The organism is Geitlerinema sp. PCC 7407 (assembly GCF_000317045.1).
GTDB lineage: Bacteria > Cyanobacteriota > Cyanobacteriia > PCC-7407 > PCC-7407 > PCC-7407.
Map to the genome: position 1 here is coordinate 2,674,317 of NC_019703.1, position 21,349 is coordinate 2,695,665.

The 21,349-nt window shown below is 62.4% G+C and carries 16 protein-coding genes; 12 read left to right on the forward strand and 4 right to left on the reverse strand.

The genetic code is table 11. From position 1 onward, the window contains the following. Positions 1–22: 22 nt before the first annotated feature. The 4 genes from GEI7407_RS10920 to GEI7407_RS10935 all read right to left on the reverse strand — a co-directional run bounded on the left by GEI7407_RS10920 (position 23) and on the right by GEI7407_RS10935 (position 4,763). On the reverse strand, positions 23–1,678 hold the full coding sequence (locus GEI7407_RS10920; protein WP_223294415.1) for an ABC transporter ATP-binding protein: 1,656 nt from the start codon (positions 1,676–1,678) through the stop codon (positions 23–25). A 132-nt stretch (positions 1,679–1,810) separates the two neighbouring features. Then, positions 1,811–3,019 (reverse strand): glycosyltransferase family 2 protein, encoded by a 1,209-nt coding sequence (locus tag GEI7407_RS10925; protein ID WP_015172225.1) that lies wholly within the window; start codon positions 3,017–3,019, stop codon positions 1,811–1,813. Positions 3,020–3,231: 212 nt separating this feature from the next. Then, positions 3,232–4,335: a glycosyltransferase family 4 protein gene (locus GEI7407_RS10930; RefSeq protein WP_015172226.1), complete on the reverse strand. Its 1,104-nt coding sequence runs from the start codon at positions 4,333–4,335 to the stop codon at positions 3,232–3,234. After that, on the reverse strand, positions 4,335–4,763 hold the full coding sequence (locus GEI7407_RS10935) for a phosphomannose isomerase type II C-terminal cupin domain (RefSeq protein WP_015172227.1): 429 nt from the start codon (positions 4,761–4,763) through the stop codon (positions 4,335–4,337). Before GEI7407_RS10935 ends, GEI7407_RS10930 begins: the two co-directional genes overlap by 1 nt. A gap of 1,221 nt (positions 4,764–5,984) precedes the next feature. Between GEI7407_RS10935 and GEI7407_RS10945 the strand changes: the two genes are divergently transcribed. From GEI7407_RS10945 to GEI7407_RS11000, 12 genes are all read left to right on the forward strand, one after another. Beyond that, positions 5,985–7,106, forward strand: a complete 1,122-nt coding sequence (locus GEI7407_RS10945) for a glycosyltransferase (RefSeq protein WP_015172229.1) — start codon at positions 5,985–5,987, stop codon at positions 7,104–7,106. A 70-nt stretch (positions 7,107–7,176) separates the two neighbouring features. After that, positions 7,177–9,432 (forward strand): polysaccharide biosynthesis tyrosine autokinase, encoded by a 2,256-nt coding sequence (locus GEI7407_RS10950; RefSeq protein ID WP_015172230.1) that lies wholly within the window; start codon positions 7,177–7,179, stop codon positions 9,430–9,432. 165 nt (positions 9,433–9,597) lie between these two features. Further along, on the forward strand, positions 9,598–10,515 hold the full coding sequence (hepC, locus tag GEI7407_RS10955) for a heterocyst development glycosyltransferase HepC (protein ID WP_015172231.1): 918 nt from the start codon (positions 9,598–9,600) through the stop codon (positions 10,513–10,515). A 38-nt stretch (positions 10,516–10,553) separates the two neighbouring features. Beyond that, positions 10,554–12,017, forward strand: a complete 1,464-nt coding sequence (locus GEI7407_RS10960; protein WP_015172232.1) for a lipopolysaccharide biosynthesis protein — start codon at positions 10,554–10,556, stop codon at positions 12,015–12,017. A gap of 45 nt (positions 12,018–12,062) precedes the next feature. Then, on the forward strand, positions 12,063–13,208 hold the full coding sequence (locus GEI7407_RS10965) for a polysaccharide pyruvyl transferase family protein (RefSeq protein WP_015172233.1): 1,146 nt from the start codon (positions 12,063–12,065) through the stop codon (positions 13,206–13,208). Beyond that, on the forward strand, positions 13,205–14,335 hold the full coding sequence (locus GEI7407_RS10970) for a glycosyltransferase (protein WP_015172234.1): 1,131 nt from the start codon (positions 13,205–13,207) through the stop codon (positions 14,333–14,335). The genes GEI7407_RS10965 and GEI7407_RS10970 overlap by 4 nt, the downstream gene beginning before the upstream one ends. Before the next feature lie 19 nt (positions 14,336–14,354). After that, entirely contained in the window at positions 14,355–15,485 is a 1,131-nt protein-coding gene (locus GEI7407_RS10975; RefSeq protein WP_015172235.1) for a glycosyltransferase, read from the forward strand. A gap of 14 nt (positions 15,486–15,499) precedes the next feature. Further along, complete coding sequence (locus GEI7407_RS10980; RefSeq protein ID WP_015172236.1) at positions 15,500–16,504, forward strand: glycosyltransferase; 1,005 nt, start codon at positions 15,500–15,502, stop codon at positions 16,502–16,504. 41 nt (positions 16,505–16,545) lie between these two features. Continuing rightward, positions 16,546–17,532, forward strand: coding sequence for a glycosyltransferase family 2 protein (locus GEI7407_RS10985; RefSeq protein ID WP_015172237.1), 987 nt, complete (start codon positions 16,546–16,548; stop codon positions 17,530–17,532). 22 nt (positions 17,533–17,554) lie between these two features. After that, positions 17,555–19,009: a hypothetical protein gene (locus tag GEI7407_RS10990; protein WP_015172238.1), complete on the forward strand. Its 1,455-nt coding sequence runs from the start codon at positions 17,555–17,557 to the stop codon at positions 19,007–19,009. Positions 19,010–19,014: 5 nt separating this feature from the next. Continuing rightward, complete coding sequence (locus tag GEI7407_RS10995; RefSeq protein ID WP_015172239.1) at positions 19,015–20,121, forward strand: acyltransferase; 1,107 nt, start codon at positions 19,015–19,017, stop codon at positions 20,119–20,121. Then, positions 20,118–21,293 (forward strand): glycosyltransferase, encoded by a 1,176-nt coding sequence (locus GEI7407_RS11000; protein WP_015172240.1) that lies wholly within the window; start codon positions 20,118–20,120, stop codon positions 21,291–21,293. Before GEI7407_RS10995 ends, GEI7407_RS11000 begins: the two co-directional genes overlap by 4 nt. Positions 21,294–21,349: the final 56 nt, after the last annotated feature.

Genomic DNA, 21,349 nt, shown 5'->3' on the forward strand with positions numbered 1-21,349 from the left:
GTTCGAAAAACCAGATCCAGCATTAAAGCGAGAAAGAAGAGCGATTTTGGAGGCGATAGAGCTGGGCAAAAAGCTGATCTTGCCGCAGCAGCTCGCCAAAGCTTCCCTGCTCGCGAATGCGGCCTGACTCTATCACCACGATCTGATCCGCTTGCTCAATGGTCGATAGACGATGCGCAATCACGATCACCGTACACTGCTGACTAAAAGCAGCGATCGCCTCTTGGATGAGATGTTCTGAAATGCTGTCGAGGGCATTCGTCGCCTCATCCAAAATGAGAATGCTAGGGCGGGCAATCATCGCTCGCGCCAGGGCAATCCGCTGACGCTGGCCCCCCGACAGCCGAATGCCCTGCTCACCCACCACGGTGTCATAGCCCTGGGGCAACTGAGTAATGAACTCGTGGGCGTGAGCTTTCTGGGCCGCCGCAACGATCTCCGCCTCCGTTGCCTCTAGGCAGCCGTAGGCAATGTTGTCTCGGATCGTCGTACTAAAGATATGTACGCTTTGACTGACGATGGCGATGTGTCGCCGCCAGTCTGGCAAGTGGAGATCTTGCAAACGCTGATCGTCTATCCAGATCTCACCCGCTGTCGGGTCATAGAAGCGGCAAATCAGGTGAATGAGCGTTGACTTTCCGGCTCCCGAAGGACCGACGATCGCAGTTGTTTTTCCCTGGGGAATCGTCAGGGTGAGATGCTGCAAGATCTCTGGTTCCTGGGGATGATAGCGAAAGCTGACGCCTCTAAGGGCGATCGCTCGCTGCAATCCCCAAAATCGCTGATATCCCGACTGAATATAGGGTTTATCGTGGGTCTCCAAGAGACTGGTCACATCATCCACCGCCGTGGATAGAGAGATGAGATTGACCCGGGCTCCATCGATCTGCCGCACGTGGGGCTGAAGGCGGTAGAGCATAAAAATGAAGGTCAGCAACGTTGGCAAATTAGCGGGATTCTGCAGCGCGATCACCAGCGCACAGGTCAACAGCGCCGTCGAGAGAACTTCTGAGACGGGGCTGACCGCCCCCTGAATGCGATCGAGCTGCATAAAGCTCTGGCAAACCTGCTGAGAGGCCTGCTCAAACCGCCGCTGCTCATAGTCTTCTCGCCCAAAGGCTCGGATCACGCGCATCCCCAGCAGGCCATCCCAGATCCGCTGCACAAAGACAGCATTTGCCTGCTCAGCCTGCTTGCCCACCTGCTTGATCTGGCGGGTGAGGAGCTGGATCACAACCGAAATCATCACCATCATCAGCGACACCAGCAAGGTAAGCTGCCACGAGATCATGAGCAGCAAAACCCCAAACACGATCACCGTGCAGGCGCTAATCACCAGAGAGACCAAGCCCGAAAGCGCCTGACTGGTGCGCCAGGTCTCGTTATCGAGGGTGCTGAGAAACTTACCCGAGGGATAGCGATCGAGAAAGGTATAGCTCACCCGCAAAAGCTGCTGAAAAATCCCGGCCCGCAGGCGGTGGCTGATTCGCCAATTTAGCCACGAAAAGAAGATCGTGTTGCCATACAGCAGCAGACTTTTGAGCAGAATACTTGTGAAGATCAGCCCGCCAATCATTAGAAAGCGAGTCTGAGGCGCAAAGGTCTCAAATAGCGCAGTGATACTGGCCAAAAAGGGAGGAAGCTGCGCAGTTTCTCCCTGGATCAAACTCTGAAGCAAAGGGATAAATAAGCTAATACCTAGGCCCTCAGAAAGAGAGGCCAAAGTCCCCGTCAGCACAATCACAGGGATGGCGCTGGGATAGAGTTTGAGCAGCGGCCATAATTTTCGGATTGCTTGAGCTTCCTGCATTTAGGACGCGGAGATAGAGAGATCAGAAGAGAGATTGGCGATCGCAGGCTGGGGGCTCGCTCCTAGGTAAGAAAGGCCCCATAAACGGGCCAGATCCTGCGTGGTTTGGAGGCGACGGATCAGCAGATAGTCGTAGGGTTTCCAGACGCGAGGGGCAGTCGCTCCGATAGAGGCATTAATTTCCTCGATCGACAGCGATCGCTGAGGCAAGCGAAAGCGGTTTCGGAAGCGCATCCACGACCTATGATCTGGCCAAATCAGCGAGCTGAGCGGGAACACCAGCAATTTGATACAGCACAAGAGCAACATGTGATAGATCCCAGGGCGCAGGAGAATGCCCCAGTCTTGCTGGAGGCTATGGCCCAGCCACGTCAAGGTTCGCCAATGATCGCCGCCCTGAAAACTTTTACCGGCTAAATACTCATAAAACATCCCCCGGGACCACTGATAGATCACAGGGGGAATTTCGGGATGCTTAGCGGCGATCGCCTCCATCACAAACTCATAGGACCGGGCCATCGCTACGCTATTGGTCGCCATGCTGCCCAGGGACTGGCGATAGCCGATGAGATAGTCTGGCGTCACTGCAAAGTGATAGTGCTCAGCAATTCGCAAATAGAGATCCCAATCTTCGCACCCCTGAGCATTGCGGGCTTTGAGGGTCGGATCATAGCCGCCGATGCGCTCAAAGCACTCTCGCCGAATCAAGGGAGAACTGGCGTTATCCAGAAAATTAGAGCAAATCAGAGAGGCGAGAATGGGTCCCCCCGGCTTGAACTTCTGGCGGCGAGAATAACGGCCCAAGATCCGATCGTCTTCATCAATGAGCACCGAGCAAGAATAGACTAGGCCCACCTCCAGCCCCTGGGCCTGGAGACAGGCAACTTGTTTTTCGAGCTTTTGGGGATACCAGATGTCATCTGCATCTACCGGCGCGATCAGGGTTCCCTGGGCTCGCTGAATGGCGTGGTTGCGGGCGATCGCCACCCCCGCATTCTCCTGCCGGATCAGGGTCACTCGGCGATCGCGCTCTGCAAAGTCTTGGACTATTTCTGCGGTGCGATCGCGCGAGCCATCATCCACGACCAATACTTCAAAGTGGGAGTAGGTCTGAGCCAGAACTGACTCCAGGGTACGGGCAATAAACGCCTCCGCGTTATAGGCCGGAATAATCACCGATACCAGCGGCAATTCTGAAAAATTTTGCACAGTTAAACCTCGCAATGTCTTTCTCAAGGCATCACGCGATCGCGCGATCGCCCCGCGAAAGCAGCACTTCAGGACTCAAATTAAAAATTTGACAACTATCTCTCTGCGAATCCCATCGGCTTGATCTCTCAAGGCCCTTAGAGAGACGAAAGTATTGGGAATCGATAGCGTGTCTTGGGATCTCTCCCAAACGTCTCTAAGCTAATCAAGCTTCAGCGCTGCATCGGTGTGAGAGACTTTTGGGCATGAGAAATAGCACTTTGAGAGGGCTGTAGTTCTGCGTAGAGCGCCAGGGTTTCCCGGTGCATCCGGTCAACGCTGAGCCAGTCAAGATTTTGCTGGGCGCGGCCCTTCCAGTAGGCAAGCTGCGTCGGGTCTTGGAGCAGCGCCGTCAGGGCCTGGGCGATCGCCTCGCTGTCAGCCGGTGGGACCAGCCATCCCGTCCGGCCGTGCTCTAGCACCTCAGGAATCCCGTCGACATCACTGGCAACAACGGCACACCCTGCGGCCCGAGCCTCCGCCAGCACCAGCCCAAAGGGTTCTCGCCGCGACGCCAGCACAAAAATATCGGTGGATTGAAGGTAGCGCTGGGGATCGGGCTGAAAGCCCTCAAAGTGAATGCGATCGCCCCAGGGAGTCTGGGCGGCTAGCTGCTCAAACTGTCGCCGATCCGGTCCATTGCCAATGAGATAGAGATGGGCCGCCGGGAACTGGGCTGCCACCTGAGAAAAGGCCTCAATCAGCTCAGCGATGCCCTTGCGGTGATACATGCCGGCCACCGTGGCGATCGCCGGTCGCTGGAGAGGCAGCGGATCGAGATTGCGGCGCTGGCGGGGCGTGTGCAGCGCCCCATTGCAGATCACGCGCAGCTTCGCCGCCGGGACGCCGCGCCGCATCATCGATCGCGCCACCGCCTCGCTGACCGCCACCACGCGATCGGCCAGGCCCATGAGGATGGCGCTGCGCTGAAACTCATTGTGGACCGTGGAGACCAGACTATAAGACTGATTGCCTCGCAGCGATCGCGCCAGCACCACCCCCGTCATCATGTGGGCGTGGACGATGTCCGGCTGACACTCTTGGGCGATCGCCCGATAGCGGCGCGCCATGGGCAGCAGATTGCTGGGACGGCGGCGCTGATCTAGCAGCGCGTGGCGGACTCCATGGCGCGCCAAGAGATCTTCGTAGCCGCCTCCCGCCGAAGCGACGACCACTGTGCAGCCCGCCGAGGCCTGGGCGCAGGCCAAATCCACTGCCACGTTCACAATGCCGTTGCCAATTTCTTGGACGTGATTCAACAGATGGAGGATACGCATTATTGAATAGCTGCTTGACGGGCGTAATCGTCTTCGAAGCGAGTAATATCGTCTTCTCCTAGATATTCACCGTTTTGCACCTCAATGAGCACCAGTGGAATTACGCCAGGATTCTCCAAGCGGTGCTTCACACACTGCGGAACATACGTGGACTGATTACAATAAAGGATACGAACATCCTCTCCGCAAGTTACCTTTGCTGTCCCCGAAACCACGATCCAGTGCTCGCTACGGTGATGGTGCATCTGCAGGCTCAAGCGATGACTGGGCTTCACTTCGATGCGCTTGATTTTGTAGCCGCGCCCGGTTTCTAGCACCGTAAAAGATCCCCAAGGTCGCAGCTCTGTAGCGGCTACAGAGGCCAGAGCAACAGCCGCGATCGGTGCATCATACTCAGAGGATGGATCTATTTGTGACTGAGCCACCATCGTTTCTCCTTTAGGTCTTGAGTAGCGCCGAGCAGCCGTCCAAAAAGTAAAAGAAAGCTAAACGACAGCCCGGAGCGGTCTGATCTTCAGTAGGGTAGGTCGTGAGCGTTGACAATCAACCCGCGATCGAGGTGGAGCGCTAGAGAATAAAGCAGCGCAGCATAGAACCCGATCGAGAAGAATTCAGAAACTGCGGAAACCGAGAAAAGGATAGCTCAGGCAGTCTAGCAGAGAGAGAAGGAAAATGATCCCTTCTGGGGTCTGATCTAGAAGTCAGCAGAGAGCCGAAAACCTCCTTCCAAAGCGTCTTTGACAGATTTTGGCGCGATCGCTCCCAGACAGGGAAAATTCACACACTAGGTCTCAGGGACGCGCTTTATTTTCGGAGGTTCCCTGACAAAATCTGATTTTTAGAAAAATCGTGAAAATCATTGCGTCTATATAGCCCAAGAGAGATTTCCGGCAAGATTTCCATCTCAAAAGTATCTCTCAGGGTTGATGCTTGAGGTCTGGGAAACTCCGTATCGTTCGATAGAGCTTGACAATCAGCAACAAATTCATGAATCAGCGAAATCCGTGAATTTGATCGCTTAGATGGTCGTCTACCCGCTTCTAGGCGAAGTGCAGGCCGCCGTAGAAGACGCCAGGTATCTACCAATCTTTCACGAGTTTTGTTCTTCCTGATTTCCCTGTGTGTTCTTGAGCCTGGTAGAGCCCTAGGCATCACAGGTCGGCTCCCAAGGCCCAACGCGATCTACCTCAATATTCTTTTGGTATTACTCAAAACATCCCGATCTCTCGGCTAACGTCCATCTCTTTTGTGTCTATTTTTGAGTGGCGAGTGGCCACAGGAGTTGTTCATGCAACTACAGATCGAGTGCAATAGTTCGTCATCCAAGTCTCAACATTCCTGCGTTTTGTGCAGCCAGGTATTTCAAAGTACAGAAGCTCGCGTGATTGTCTGTAACGATCGCGGCAATCGCTACGGTGATATCTGTGCTGATTGTCTCAAGCGCGGCTCAGACTGGATCTGGCACCGCCTCCTCTCAGATCGCGATCGCATCCGGAACCACCCCAAGCCCCTAGCCACAGCGACCCATCGCACCGCTGTTCCTCCGTCCCGCAAATCTCAAAAATCTCACCTAAATTGACTGGCGAAGCCCCCCGTCTGCGGCCCGGCCGCAGCGATCGCAGTCCACTCTATCCCCGACAGCACTAGCCATGAAGATTGCCCTCGTTCATGACTACTTGACGCAGCGGGGCGGTGCAGAGCGTGTCTTTGAGCTGCTTTGCAAGCATTACCCCGACGCGGATGTTTTTACGTCTCTCTATGATCCCCAGCAGAGTATCGACCTGGGCGATCGCCCGGTCCAGACCACTATTTTGCAGCGGATTCCGGGTGCCACCAAAAACTTTCGTCTCCTGGCTCCCTTCTACTTCCCGGCCTTTCGGGCGCTCAATCTCCAGGCCTATGACCTGATCATCAGCAGCAGCACGAGCTTCGCCAAGGCAGTGCGCAAGCGGCCCGATGCGATCCACATCTGCTTTTGCCACAATGTCACCCGATTTTTGTGGGATACCAAAACCTATCTGCGGGAATTTGCGGCCTACCAGCGCTTCTCTCCCCTGCTAGAACAGGTCTTTCGCCAGATGCGCGAGTATGACCTGCGCTATTCTCAGGAGCCCGATCTCTATATCGCCAACTCGACCACCGTGGCCCAGCGGATTGAGCGGGTCTACAGCAAACCAGCCACCGTGGTGAACTACCCGATCAACAGTCAAAAGTTTGTCTTTTGCGATCAGAAAGAAGATTTTTATCTGGTCTCTTCTCGACTGATTAGCTACAAGCGCATTGACGTGATTGTGGAGGCGTTTAACTGGCTGGGCTGGCCCCTGGTGATCACGGGCGATGGTCCCGAGCGCGATCGCCTTCAGGCCCGCGCCCTCGACAACATCACCTTCTTGGGCCACGTCAGCGATGAGGAGCGCACCCAGCTGATGGCCCGCGCCCGCGCTGTCATCGTGGCCGCCCTCGAAGACTACGGCCTGGTGCCCGTCGAGGCCAACGCCAGCGGCACGCCCGTGATCGCCTACGGCGCGGGCGGCGTCCTCGACACCCAGGTCCACGGCAAAACGGGGCTGCTGTTTCGTCGCCAAACCCCCGGCGATATTCACAGCGCGCTCCTCGCAGCCCAGGACATCCCGTGGAACTATCACAGCATTCGCGAGCACGCCCTCAGCCAGTTTTCTGAGGAGGCTTTTTTCAGCAAGGTGGAAGGGGCCATCGAGCAGGCGATCCAGCCGCTCCGGCTCCCGCAGCTCACTGAGCAAGCCGCGCTCTAGCGGTCTTGCAGGCCGACAAGACACATCCACTCTAGGGCGATCGCCCACGCAATTGCTTTAGGCAGGTTTCATGGCACTCGTTCCTCACACTCCCGGCAACTTCGCGCCCCATCGCTCTCCCGTCACGGATCCTCGGTGGACCGACTCCGGCGACTCCGACGGTGGCTACGGCCAAATCTTCGCGGTTCTCGCCCGTCGCCGCCTATGGCTCCTGGGCGTCTTTGGCAGCGTGGTGGCGGCCGCCGCTGGCCTGACCTTTCTCACAACCCCTGTCTACCAAAGCTCTTTGCAACTGCTGGTCGAGTCCAACTACCAGGGCCGGGACCAAAACGGCGATCGCGCCTCGGAAGGGCAATTTACCGACTCTAATGTCAAGCTCGACTACTCGACCCAGCTCCAGCTGATGAAAAGCTCCCAGCTGCTCCAGCGGGCCGTGGACCAGCTCAAGCCGACCTATCCCGACATCACCGTGGGCCATCTCAAAGAGGCCCTGATCGTCACCCAAGTCGAGGACGACAAGACCAAAACCAAGATCTTCGAGGCGATCTACACCGGGGACGACCCGGAGAAAACCCAGGCGGTCTTGCAGGCGGTGCAGAAGGTCTACCAGGACTACAACCGAGAGCAGCAGGAGCTGCGGCTGTCGCGGGGTCTGGCCTTTATCAATGACCAGCTGCCCAAGGTGCAGGCGGAGGTGCGGGAGGCAGAGGCCGCCCTCGAGGCCTTCCGCAAAAACCAAAACCTGATCGACCCGGAGGCCCAGTCCCAGACCATTCTGGAAGCCCTCAGCCGCACTCGCCAGGAGCAGCAGACCAATCAGGCCGAGCTCCAGGCGACTCAGGCGCAGTTTGCCTCTCTCCAGCGACAGCTGGGGCGATCGCCCCAGGCGGCCCTCCTGGCTTCCCGCCTGAGCGAATCGACCCGCTATCAGGCCCTGCTCAACGAGATCCAAAAAACCGAGATCGAGCTCGCCCAGCAGCGCCTCCGGTTCAAGGACGCCTCGCCCTATGTCCAGCAGGTGATCGACAAGCGCCAGCGCCAGCTCGCCCTGCTCCAGCAGGAGGCCCAGCGCGTCCTCAGCAGCACCTCGACCGGCACCTCTAGCCAGGGCGATCGCCTACTCACCGAGGGCCAAATGGGCGAGCTGGACCTCAACCTAGCGGGACAGCTCGTCGAAACCCAAACCCGCCTCCAAGCGCTCCAGGCTCGGGGCCGCAGCCTCAGCCAAACCGAGCAGCAGCTCACCGGCGAGCTCCAGCGCTTTCCGCAGCTGCTGGCCGAGTACGGTCGCCTCGAGCCCCAGCTCCAGCTCCGGCGAGAAACCCTCCAGGAACTCCTGAAGGCCCGCCAGGAGCTGGGCCTGGAAATCGCCCGGGGCGGCTTTGACTGGCAGGTGGTCGAGGAGCCCCGCACCGGCAACCAGATCGCCCCCAACCTCCAGCGCAATCTCCTGCTGGGGGCCGTCGCGGGGCTGATGCTGGGCGCTGTGGCGGCCTTTGTGCGCGAGGGGGTCGATGACGCGGTCCACACCTCCGACGATCTCCAGAAGCAGGTGCCGCTGCCCCTGCTGGGCATGATCCCGGAGCTGCCTCGGAGCGTGAGCGTCGCCGAGCCCACCATCAAGCTGCCCCTGCGCCGCAGCGAAACCTTCACTACTGCTTCCCTTGAGGTGATTCACTGGCCGCCCTTCCGGGAGTCGATGGACCTCATCTACCAAAATATCCAGCTGCTCAACGCGGCCTCGCCTCTCAAGTCCATTGTGGTGACCTCGGCCCTCGCCGGGGAAGGCAAATCCACCCTGGCCATGGGGCTGGCCATGAGCGCGGCGCGCCTCCACCAGCGGGTCCTGCTGATTGATGCGGACCTGCGCCGCCCCAGCCTGCACAAGCAGCTCAATTTGCCGAACGATCGCGGTTTGTCGTCACTGCTATCGGGGGATGCCCTGTTCCAGCATGGCGACATCCAGCCCTCGGGGCACGACAGCGACATCTCGGTGCTGACGGCAGGCCCCACGCCCACCGATCCAGCCAAGCTGCTGAGCTCTCGGCGGATGGCGGAGCTGATGGCCATGTTTGAGCAAACCTACGACCTGGTGGTGCTGGATGCGCCGCCGGTGCTGGGCATGGTGGATGCCATGCTGGCGGGCTCGTTTTGTCAGGGCGTGATGCTGGTGGGCCGCATCGGCCAGGTGACGCGCACCGAGCTGGGCCAAGCCGCCCACACCCTCCACCAGCTGAACGTGATCGGCATGATTGCCAATGGCGCGACCAGCACGGCTTATACCCCCTATGTAGGCTACAGCGCGCCCGAGCGGCTGCCCATGTAGGCGCTGTGAACCTTTAAGGCCCATTTCTTGGCCTCAGGCTGGGCTGGCGGCTTGCCCCCGCTGGCGCCCGATCCCAGACAGCCGATTGAGCATCATTCACTGACACCGATCGAGAACAACTGACCGAAGACCACTAAACCCCCTAGTGAAACGTTCGAGGTTCCTATGAATGCATTGTCTTTGAAAGTCCAAGGTCCCTTGGTGCCGGTTTCGGCGCGCGATCGCGCGCCGGAGTCGCTCCCCTGCTCCCTGATGTGGCGCCAAAATCAGCTCTTGGTGCGATCGCCCGGCCAATCAGAGTCGGAAATGTCCCCCCACGGCGATCGCCTGACGGAGTGCCTAGAGCACTCCTCGGTGCGGCTGATCAGCCTGACGCCGGACCTGGGCGAAGACCAGCTGCGGCTGTGGGCCGATGCCAGTGCCCAAGCGGGCAAGACCATCTTTTTGCGGGTGCCCAGCACGCCCGAGCTGCCCAACAAGCAAGCAGCGCTGTGGTGGCGCCTCAAGCGCTTGAGCGATCGCCTGTTGGCCCTGGTGATGCTGGTGCCTTTGGCGCCGATCCTGCTGGCGATCGCGACGGCGATCGCCTTCCAGTCGCCGGGACCAGTGCTGTTTGCCCAGTGGCGCGTCGGTGAGCGGGGCCGCCTGTTCCGCATCTACAAGTTCCGCACCATGATCGTCGGGGCCGAAAAGCTCCACCACCAGGTGATGGGCCACCAAGAGGGGCTGCACAAGCAGGAAAACGACCCCAGAGTGACGCCCCTGGGCGCGTGGCTGCGCAAGTACAGCCTGGACGAGCTGCCCCAGATCTTTAATGTGCTGCGGGGCGAGATGAGCTTTGTGGGTCCGCGGCCCTGGGCGCTGTACGACGCGGTGCGCATTCGCCCCGAGTTCCAGCACCGCCTGAATGCCCTGCCGGGCATCACGGGGGAGTGGCAGGTGACGGCGCGATCGCACCTGCGAGATCTGGATGCGGTGAACCTGTGCGACCTGGAGTACCTCAAGGCCTGGTCCCCCTGGCGTGACCTCAAGATCTTGCTGATGACGGTGCCCCGCGTGCTGTCTGGCTTCGGCGCGTACTAGATCGAGGACTCCTAGGCACCCACTATTCAGCACGCACCATGAGTTTGAAGCAAAAGGCACTGCGAGGGGTTTTGTGGACGGCCATCCAGAACTGGGGCGGTCAGGCGATCTCGTTTATCGTGTTCCTGGTCTTGGCGCGACTACTGAACCCCGAAGACTTTGGCCTCGTGGCATTGGCAAGTGTCTTTTTTGCCTTCATGCAGGTCTTCTTGGACCAGGGCTTTTCCCAGGCGATCGTCCAGCGGCGTGAACTCGAGCCAGACCACCTGGACACGGCATTCTGGACCAATGTTCTGATCGGCGGGCTGCTGACGATCACCAGCGCTGCCTCGGCCGGGGCGATCGCCGCCCTGTTCAAGCAGCCCCTGCTCACGCCGATTATTGGCTGGCTGTCCCTAAATTTTGTCCTGGGCGCCCTCAACAGCGTCCAGACGGCCATTCTCAGCCGGGAGCTCGCCTTCAAGACCCTGGCCTGGCGATCGCTGGTGGGCCTGCTGGCGGGCGGTGCGACTGGCGTGGCCATGGCCCTGACCGGCTGGGGCGTCTGGAGCCTGGTGGGGCAGCAGCTCACCAACAGCGTCGTGGGCGTGGCGGTGCTGTGGCAGGTCAGCGACTGGCGGCCCCGGCTGCGGTTTTCGCGCCGCCACTTTCGCGAGCTGTTTTCCTACGGCATCAACGTGGTGGGCATCAACGCCCTGAATTTTTTGAACCGCCGCGCCGATGACTTCTTGATTGGCTACTTTCTCGGTCCGGTGGCCCTGGGCTACTACACCGTGGCCTATCGGATTTTGCTGGTTCTGTCCCAGCTGATGATCGGCACCATCCAAAAAACCGCGATGCCCGTCTTTTCGAAGCTCCAGGCCGAGCCAGAGCGCCTCAAAGGCGCTTTTTATAGCGCGATCCAGATGACCAGCCTGGTGGCGTTTCCGGTGTTCCTAGGGCTGTCGGCCCTGGCCCCGGAGCTGGTGGTGCTGGTGTTTGGGGAGCAGTGGCGGCCCAGCATTCCGGTGATGCAAATCCTGGGCTGGATTGGGCTGCTGTACGCCGGGTTCTACTACAACGGGCCGATGATCATGGCCCTGGGCAAACCGGGCTGGAACCTGGCGCTCAACTGTGTGCAGGCTCTGGCCAATGTGGTGGCCTTCGCGATCGCGGTGCGCTGGGGCATCGTGGCGGTGGCAGCGTCCTATGTGCTGCGGGGCTACCTGATGGCACCCCTGACCGTCTGGGTGGTGCATCGCCTGATTCGCTTGGATTTCAAGACTTATTTCCGGCAGTACGCAGCGCCCTTTGCCGGGGCGGGGCTGATGGTGGGGGCGATCGCCCTGCTCAAGCCAGCCCTGAGCCCTTGGCTGCCCCTGGGCGCGGCGGTGAGCGTCTACGTCCTGGCGGGCGGGCTGGTCTACAGCGCGGCTTTGTTCGTGATTGCGCCAGACCTGTCGCGTCGCGCCCTGGACCTGGTGCGATCGGCGCTGCCCGATCGCCGATGGCGCAAAACCTAGGGAATGCCCAGATCCACACACCCAAGCAAACAGCGAAGCAAACAGATGATCGGTTCATCCCAAGCCATTACCATTTGCGGCTTCTACGGCAACCACAATCTGGGCGATGAGGCCATGCTGAGCGGGCTGCTCACGCTGCTGCCCGACTCTGACCCCGTCACGGTGTTCTCGGACGACCCGGCGGACACGGCCCAGCGCTACGGCGTCTCGGCGATCGCCCGTCAGGGTCGCCGCGCGGCTTTCGGGCGCTGGCGTCAGCTGCTGGGCAGTCGGGCTTTCGTGCTGGGGGGCGGCGACCTGCTGCGCGATAGTCAGCAGAGCTCCATCGCCCAGCGCTGGCTCCAGCCCATGCAGCGGGCGATCGCCCTGGGGCGGCCCACCCTGGCCCTGGGCCTCAGCGTCGGGGAAATTTTCCGGCCCGAGAGCGAGGCGCTGATTCCTGCCGTCCTCAACCGCGTCAACCTGGTGGCGGTGCGCGATCGCGCTTCCCAGGCCAAGCTCCAGGCCCTCGGCGTCCGTCAGCCGGTCCAGGTGATGAGCGACTTGGCCCTAGCGGCCCTGTCCGGCCAGCCCGCTCCCCTGCCTCAGGTGGGGCGATCGCCCCACCTGGGCATTTCGGTGCGCCACCTGGCCCGCCGCGGCCCCTCGGTGGACCCGCACCTCGGCCCCACCCTGCTCAAGGAGCTGGCCGCCGTCACCGATGCGCTGGTGGAGCGCTACGACGCCGTGGTGCATTTCCTGCCCCTGCGCACCCACTCCCAGCACTATCACCCCTGGGACGATGACTACGTGGCTACCCTGCAACTGCTCCAGTACAGCCGCCACTCGGCCCGCTGCGTGGTCCACCGCAGCTTTCCGCGCCTGGAGGACTTGACCCGGCTGCTGTCGAGCCTGGACGGGGTGATCGGCATGCGGCTGCACTCGCTGATTTTGGCGGCGGGGCAAGGGGTGCCGGTGGTGGGCCTAGCCTACGACCCCAAGGTGAGCGGCTTCATGGCCGAAATCGACCAGAGCCATCGCACCTTGCCCCTGGAGGCGGTGGAGCAGGCCGCCGTTTTGGCCCAGGTGGACGACCTTTTACGCGATCGCGCGGCGGCGCGGGAGTCCGTCTGGCAAGGAATCCAGCGCTACCGCCAGCCCATGGCCTCGGTGGAAGCAGCGATCGCCCAAGTTCTGGGAGGTGCCCGATGAAGCTGCCCCTCTCGGCGATCGCCCGCCCAGCCGATCCAGCCTCACCCCAAGCCCTGACAGTGCTTACCCCCAGCTTCGAGTCGGCAGGCAACCCCTACCTAAGTTGTCTGTGGGGCGCGGTGCGCCGCCAGGGCGTCACCGTGCAGCCCTACGAGCCCCGCCGGCCGATCGCAGAACTCAAAGCAGACCCTCGCCGGGGGGACATCCTGCACTTGCACTGGATTCAGGGCTTTTGCAAATACGACCCCGCCCGGCCCCTCGCTTCCTGGCGACTGCTGCTGGGCAGCCTCCGCAATCTGCGCTATCTCCAGAGCCAGGGCGTGAGCATCGTGTGGACGGTCCACAACTCCCGCTCCCACGACGTCGCCTTTCCCTGGCCGGAGGAGCTATTTCGGTGGGCTCTGGCCCACCTGTGCGATGACGTGCTGGTGATGAGCGAGTACGGCCGCCAGGAGCTGGGCGAGAAGTACGGCCGCTGGAAGCGGGTCCACTGCGTGCCCCACGGCCACTACATCGGGGCCTATCCCCACACCCTCAGCCGAGACGAGGCGCGATCGCGCCTGGGGCTGCGGCCCCAGCAGCGGGTGCTGCTCCACCTGGGCCACATCAAGCCCTACAAAGGCGTGGACGAGCTGCTGCGCTGCTTTCGGGCCATCGACGATCCGGAGGCGGTGCTGGTGATCGCGGGGGCCTGTGACGGTGCCTTGGGCGAGGCGATCGCCGCCGAAGCCGCCGCTGATCCGCGGGTGCGCCTGCACCTGGACTTTGTGGAGGATGCGGCGGTGCAGCTGTACCTCGAGGCGGCGGACTGGGTGGTGCTGCCCTACCGCCGGATTCTCAACTCGGGCTCGGCGCTGCTGGCCCTGTCCTTTGGCCGGCCGGTGGTGGTGCCCCAGCGCGGCGCGCTGCCGGAGCTGATTACCGATGGCGAGCAGGGCCTCTGCTATGACCAAGACGCCGATCTAGGCGTGGCCCTGCGGCGGGCGCTGATGACGCCGCGCGATCGCTGGCAGCAGTACTGCGCCCGGGCCGAAGCCCAAGCCCGCCGCTACGACTGGGAGCCCATCGGTGCCCAGCTCCACGAGATCTACCGGCAGGCGATCGCCCACCGCCGAGCCCGACGTTGACCCCCTCCACCTTTGAGCTATGACCAAACTGCTTTTTGTCAATCCACCCCCGTTTTTTCCCGACTCCTCTGGCGGTGCCCAGCGATCGGCGATGTTTCTGTTTGAGCAGCTCCAGCAGCGGGGCTGGCAAATCGAGGTGCTGTGCGGCCTCTCCCTGCGATCGCCCTATTTCCGGCGGGGCGCGCTCAAAGCCCTCGGCCAGCTGCGATCGCCCTTCGGCCCGTTTCTCGACCACGACCTGGGCTACCCCGCCTGGCGCCAGCCCACCAAGTTCGCCGATGAGGCGCGCTGGCAGCAGATTCTCGACCAGCGGCTGGACGCCTTCCAGCCCGACGCCGTGCTGAGCCAGTTTCAGGTCCACTGCCCCCTGCTCAGCCGCGCTGCCCAGCGGGGCTTTCCCAGCTTCTACTTCGCCCGCAACCTTTACCTCATCGACGACACCACGGTCATTCCAGAAGCCTTTCACCTGATCGCCAACGCGCCCCACACCGCCGAGGGCCTGGCCCGGGTCACCGACCGGCCCATCGAGGTGATTTTGCCCTTTGTCCATCCGGACCGCTACCGGGTCAGCGACCACCAGCGCCGCTACGTTACCTTCATCAATCCGGTGCCCGAAAAAGGGGTAGACATCGCCCTGGAGGTCGCCCGCCAGCTGCCGGACCAGGAATTTTTGTTTGTCAAGGGCAAATGGTCGGAGCGGCGCGACGACTACCTCGAGAGCCTACTGGCACCGGCGCGATCGCTCCCCAACGTGACGATCTGGGAAAACCAGGCCGACATGCGCACGGTGTACCGAGTGACCCGCACCCTGCTGGCCCCGTCCCAGTTCATCGAGACCTTTGGCCGGGTGATTCTAGAAGCGCAGATCAACGGCATTCCGGTGGTGGCAGCCCAGCGGGGCGGCATTCCCTACACCGTGGGCGACGGGGGCTTTTTGGCCGATCCCTACAACGACCCAGCGCCCTATATCGAGGCCCTGCGCACCCTCCAAGATCCCCAGGTTTACAGCGATCGCGCGGCCCGAGCCCTCGCCAATGCCCAGCGGCCCGAGTTTGACCCCCAGCAGCAGGTCGAGCGGTTCATTCGCACTGTGACCGCCAACCTGAGCGCCAGCGCGCCCGGGCGATCGCCCATTCCGGTTTCTCGCTAGTCCCCAAGGAAGTCATGGTCAAAGTTTCGGTCATCATTCCCACCTACAACGCCCTCGCCTATCTGCCCCAGACGATAGACAGCGTGCGCCAGCAAACCTTCAGCGACTGGGAAATCTTGCTGGTGGATGACGGCAGTACCGATGGCACTGCTGCCTGGGCCGAGGCCCTGGGCGAGCCGCGTCTACGCTATCTGTCCCAGCCAAATCAAGGCTGCGCCACCGCCCGCAACCGGGGCCTAGACCATGCCCAGGGCGAGTATGTGGCGTTTTTGGACTCCGACGATCTGTGGCACCCCACCAAGCTCGCGCGCCAGGTGGCCTACCTAGATAGCCATCCGGAGCGGGGCTGGGTGCACACCTGGGTGCTCAACACGGACGCCGAAGGCCGCCTCACTCAGCACCTGCTGGCCTCCGACCTGGAGGGCTTTGTGTGGCCCCAGATCGCCGAGGAAAACCTGGTGTTTTGCGGCAGCTCTCCTCTGCTGCGGCGATCGTGCTTTGAGACGGTGGGCCAGTTTGACCCGGCGCTGAAGTCCGCCGAGGACTGGGACATGTGGGTGCGCATTGCCACGCGCTATTCCCTGGGCGTGATTCGCGAGCCCCTGACGTTTTATCGGCAGCGCCCCAGCAGCAAATCCAACCGGCTGGCCTTTCACCTGGAGCACCGTCTACGGGTGATTGACAAGAGTTTGGGCGATCTGGGTCCAGAGTTTGAGGACCTGCGCCAGCGGGCCAAGGGACGGGCCTACCTGTCTGTGGCCTGGAAGCCGCTGCTGACGGAGGACTATGACCAAGCCCTCGCTCTGCGCCGTCAGGCGCTGGCGTACTATCCAGGCCTGCGCTTTAGCCGGAACTATGTGCGGCTGGGGCTGATTGTCCGGGGGCGGCAGTGGCTGGGACGGGCGGGATACGAGCAGGTGCTGGGGGCCTGGCGATCGCTGCGGCGCTGGGGGCGATCGCCCCATTCCCACGAGAGCGCCCCCACAGCACCAGCCACAGCCCAGCCTGCCAGCAAGTAACCCTGAGAAATCGCTTTGAAGACTGCCCTGGAGGAGGCCCTATGACTTCAATGCCTTTGGTGAGCGTGATTATTCCGACCTACAACCGCCCCGAGTATCTGCGGGAGGCGATCGCCTGCGTGCTGGCCCAGACCTACTCCAAGGTGGAGGTGATCGTCTCGGACGACGCCAGCGCCGAGAGCCCAGCAGATGTGGTGGCATCCTTTGGCGATCCGCGGGTCCGGCTGCGGCGCAATGCCCAGAACCTCGGCATCGCCCGCAACGCGATGGCGGCCTTTCAGGAGGCAAAAGGGGAATGGGTGGCCAGCCTCAATGACGACGATTTGTGGCACCCCGAGTTTTTGGCAACCCTGATGCCGCCCCTGATCGCCCAGCCCGAGCTGGTGATGGCGTTTTGTGACTACGCTCTGGTGCACGAAGACGGCAGCCTGGACCCCGAGGCCACCGCCCGCAAGAGCCGCGAGGAAAAGCGCGATCGCCTGCGGCCTGGGATTCATCAGCCCTGCTGGGAAGCGGTGGTGGTGGATCAGTCGGCCTTTGTGGCCTGCGCAACGGTGCTGCGGCGCGACGCCGTGGACTGGGAGCAGCTGCCGGTGGCAGGGGTGTTTTGGGACTATTTCACGGCCTATCTGGCCTGTCGGGCGGGCGGTGGGGCCTACTACTGTCCCCAGCGGCTGGCCATGTACCGCCAGTCTCCGATCTCGATACTTCGCAGCCCCAATCCCCAAACCAAAATTCGCAATGCCCAAGCGGCGATCGCCTGCTACGAGCGCTTTGGGGCAGACGAGCAGCTGCGGCCCTTCTGGCCAGAGTTTCGGCGGCGGTGGGCCGAGGAGCACACCAACCTCGGCATTGGCCTGCTGCGAGCGGGCGATCGCGCGGCGGCGCGGCCCTACTTCCAGCAGGCCCTGAGCGCCCAGGGCTTCAACCTGCGCGCCCTGGCGGCCTGGGGCCTGAGCTGGCTCCCGGAGCGCTGGGTCCCCGCCCTGGCCTCGGTGCCCAACCCGGCACGGCTGCTCTCCCAGTGAAATTTTGAGGAAAACACTCGCGATGGTCGTCGGCCGCTCTCCCAACCGCCCACCGCTGGGACTCCAGCCAGCCCTTGCCTGGACCGCCATCCTGGCCCTGTTCGGCGTGACGATTTTGGGCGCCTTCGCAGGGGCCGGGGGCCTGCTGCGGCTGTTCTTTCCCCTTGGCACCTTTGGGGTGGCGACGCTGCTGTATTTCCGCTATCCCCGGCTGTACCTGGGCTTCACGTGGTGGACCTGGATTCTCAGCCCGTGGATTCGCCGCCTGATCGACTACCGCAGCGGCTGGGACGAGCAGGGAATCGTCTTGCTAGCCCCCTACTTTGCCACGCTGCTGACGGTGCTGACCTTTGGCCGCTATTTCCCCACGATGCTCTATCGCGGCGGCCTGCCCTTTATCCTGAGCGCCCTGGCGGTCCTCTATGCCTACTGCATTGGCCTGTTGACCAATCCCTGGCTGGGGGCGACGGTGTCCCTGCTGGAGTGGCTGATGCCGGTGATGCTGGCGTTTCACCTGTTTGTCCACTGGGGGCAGTATCCCCAGATGCGCCAGAACTTTGAGCGGGTGTTTTTTTGGGGGGTGCTGGTGACGGGGGCCTACGGGGTTGTGCAGTATCTGGTTGCGCCGGAGTGGGACCGCTTTTGGCTGATCAACAGTAATGCGGTGGCCTTCGGAACGCCGGAGCCGCTGGGGATTCGGGTGTTTAGCACGCTCAATTCGCCCCAGCCCTTTGGGGTGTTTATGATGGCGGGACTGATTTTGCTGCTCAATCACCGGAGCGCGGGCCTGATGCCTGCAGCGGGGGTTGGCTATTTGTCGTTTTTGCTGTCGGCAGCGCGATCGGCGTGGCTGGGCTGGCTGGTGGCGATCGTGTCCTTTGTGCCGTCCCTGCGGCCCCGGCTGCAAATGCGGCTGGTGGTGGCGATCGCCGTGATGTCCCTGTGCGTGGTGCCCCTGGCGGCGATGCCGCCCTTTGCTGACATCATCGGCCAGCGGCTGGACTCCCTGAGCAATACCCAGGACGACGTCAGCTACAACGCGCGGGTCGAGGGCTACAGCGCCCTGATGGGGCGGGCTCTGACCCAGGGCCTGGGCAATGGCCTGGGCTTTGTCCTCGAAAGTAACAGCCTGGGCAGCAATGACAGCGGCATTTTGGCGATGCTGTTTTCCCTGGGGTGGCTGGGGACGCTGCCCTACCTGGGAGGGCTGGGGATGCTGATGTTTCGGCTGTTTCAGCTTTCCGCCAAGACCCTGGATCCCTTTGGCAGTGCGGCGCGGGCGATCGCCCTGGCGATCTTTGCCCAGATCGGCCTCAACCACGTGCTGGCCGGAATTTTCGGGGTGCTGCTGTGGGGCTTTGTGGGCATGGGGATGGCGGGGCGGCAGTACCTGCTGCACCAAGCGGCGATCGCCCGCCAGGGGCTAGAGCCCTTCCCGGCTGTGGACTCAGTTGTTCTCTCTCAACACCAACGGTGATTCTGATGACCGTACAGATTTCGGCTGGAAATAGCGCGATCGCGCCGGTTCGGCCCAAGCTGACGCTGATTCAGGCAGGGCGAGGGCTGGCGGCTTTGCTGGTGGTTCTCTTTCACGTCACAGAGCTTAGCCAAAGCAAGCTGGGCTTGAGCTTTCTGGGCGATCGCTTTGCCTTTGGCGGCGCGGGGATCGACTTCTTTTTTGTCCTGAGCGGTTTCATCATCTGCTACGTCCATCGGGGCGACTGGGGCCAGCCAGCCAAGCTGCGCACGTTTTTGATCAAGCGGTTCGCCCGGATTTATCCCCTTTACTGGCTGGTGACCTTGGCAGTGCTGCCGGTGTATTTCTGGTCGCCGGCCTTCGGCTTTGGCCACGAGCGCCAGCTCGACGTGATCGTGAAGTCTCTGCTGCTGATTCCCCAGAGCCACTTTCCCATCGTGATTGTGGGCTGGACCCTCAGCCACGAAGTGTTTTTCTATCTGATGTTTAGTGTGCTGATTGCTCTGCCCTGGCGGCGATCGCGGGTGATTGTCGGGCTGTGGCTGGCGGCGTCTCTGGGCCTGTTTGGCCTGGAGCGCTTCAGCCTGGTGGAGCCCGGCCTGTGGCTGGGCTTTCTTTTGAGTCGGCACAATCTGGAGTTTGCCCTGGGCTGTGGGGCGGCGCTGTGGGTGCTGCGGGAGCCGGTCCCCCAAGCAGAAAGCGTGCTGATGGCAGGAGTAGCGATGTTTGGGCTGGCGGCGACGGCGGATCACGCGGGGTCCCTGGCCGTGAGCGACGTCGTCGCCTACGGCCTGCCCTCGGGGCTGATGGTGCTGGGGGCGGCCTCCTGCGATCGCTACCGGCCGCGACCGGTGCCGAAATTTTTCGAGCAATTGGGAGATGCGTCTTACTCGCTGTACCTGGTTCACTATGCCGGTTTGTCGGTGCTGCTCAAGGGGGCGATCGCCCTCGGCCTGCCGCGCTGGGGCAGTGAGCCGGTTCTCCTGGGGATTACTGCGATCGCCGTCGGGCTGGGCTTTGGGGTTTATGCCCTGATCGAGGCCCCCCTCAATACCCTGCTGCGCCAGGTGCTGGTGCCGTCTCGTTCTCAAGCCAAGGAGGCTCAGCGATGAAAATCCTCTTTCTCGATCAAAGCGGGCATCTGGGCGGGGCCGAGCTGTGTCTGCTGGACCTGGTGCGGCCCTATCCCGACAGCACCGTGGGCCTGCTGGCCGACGGCCCCTTTCGCCAGCGCCTGGAGGAGTCGGGCGTCAACGTGACGGTCCTAACCGAGCAGGCCCTGAAGGTGCGCAAAGACGCTGGCTGGCAGCAGGCCCTGAGCAGCGTGGGCGCGCTGGTGCCCCTGGCGGGGCGGGTGGCCCGCCTGAGCCGAGACTACGACCTGATCTACGCCAATACCCAAAAGGCCCTGGTCGTGGGGGCGTTGGCCAGCGCCCTCAGCCGCCGCCCCCTGGTCTATCACCTCCACGACATCCTGTCGCCGGAGCACTTTAGCCCCCTGACGCGGCGGCTGGCAGTGACGCTGGCCAACGGGTTCGCGGCGCGGGTGATCGCCAACTCCCAGGCGACTCGGGAGGCCTTTGTGGCGGCCGGGGGCGATCGCCAGCGGGTCAGCGTGATCTACAACGGCTTCGCCCTGGAGCCCTACCAGGCGGCCCCCAATCCGGCGCTGCGGGCCGAGCTGGGCCTGGGCGATCGCTTTGTGGTGGGGCACTTTAGCCGCCTCTCTCCCTGGAAGGGCCAGCATGTCTTGCTGGAGGCGATCGCCCACCTGCCCGAGAGCGTGGCGGCCCTATTTGTGGGGGATGCCCTGTTTGGCGAGACGGCCTACGCCCAGCAGTTGCAGGATCAGGTGGCGGCCCTGGGCCTCCAGGACCGGGTGAAGTTCCTCGGCTTTCGGCCCGATGTGATCCCGCTGATGCAGGCCTGCGACGCGGTGGTTCACAGCTCCACGGCCCCCGAGCCCTTTGGGCGGGTGATCGTGGAGGCACAGCTGTGCCAGCGACCGGCGATCGCCGCCGATGCGGGGGGCGCCACGGAGCTGATCACCCCCGGCGAAACGGGCTGGCTGGTGCGCCCCGGCGCGACCCTGGCCCTGGCGGCGGCGATCGCCGACTGCCAGAGCGACCCCGAGCGAGCCCGGGCGATCGCCCAGCAGGCCAGCCGTCAGGCCCGCCAGCGCTTTGGGCTGCCAGCCATTCAGGCCCAGGTGGCCCAGGTGCTCACCGCCGCGATCGCCCCCGACCGGCGATCGCCCTTTCCCGCCAGCGTCCTCAAGCCCTGAGCATTCGGGCTAGCGGTCCTCCGCCCGCCCGACTTCGAGTCCCTCCTATTGTTTAC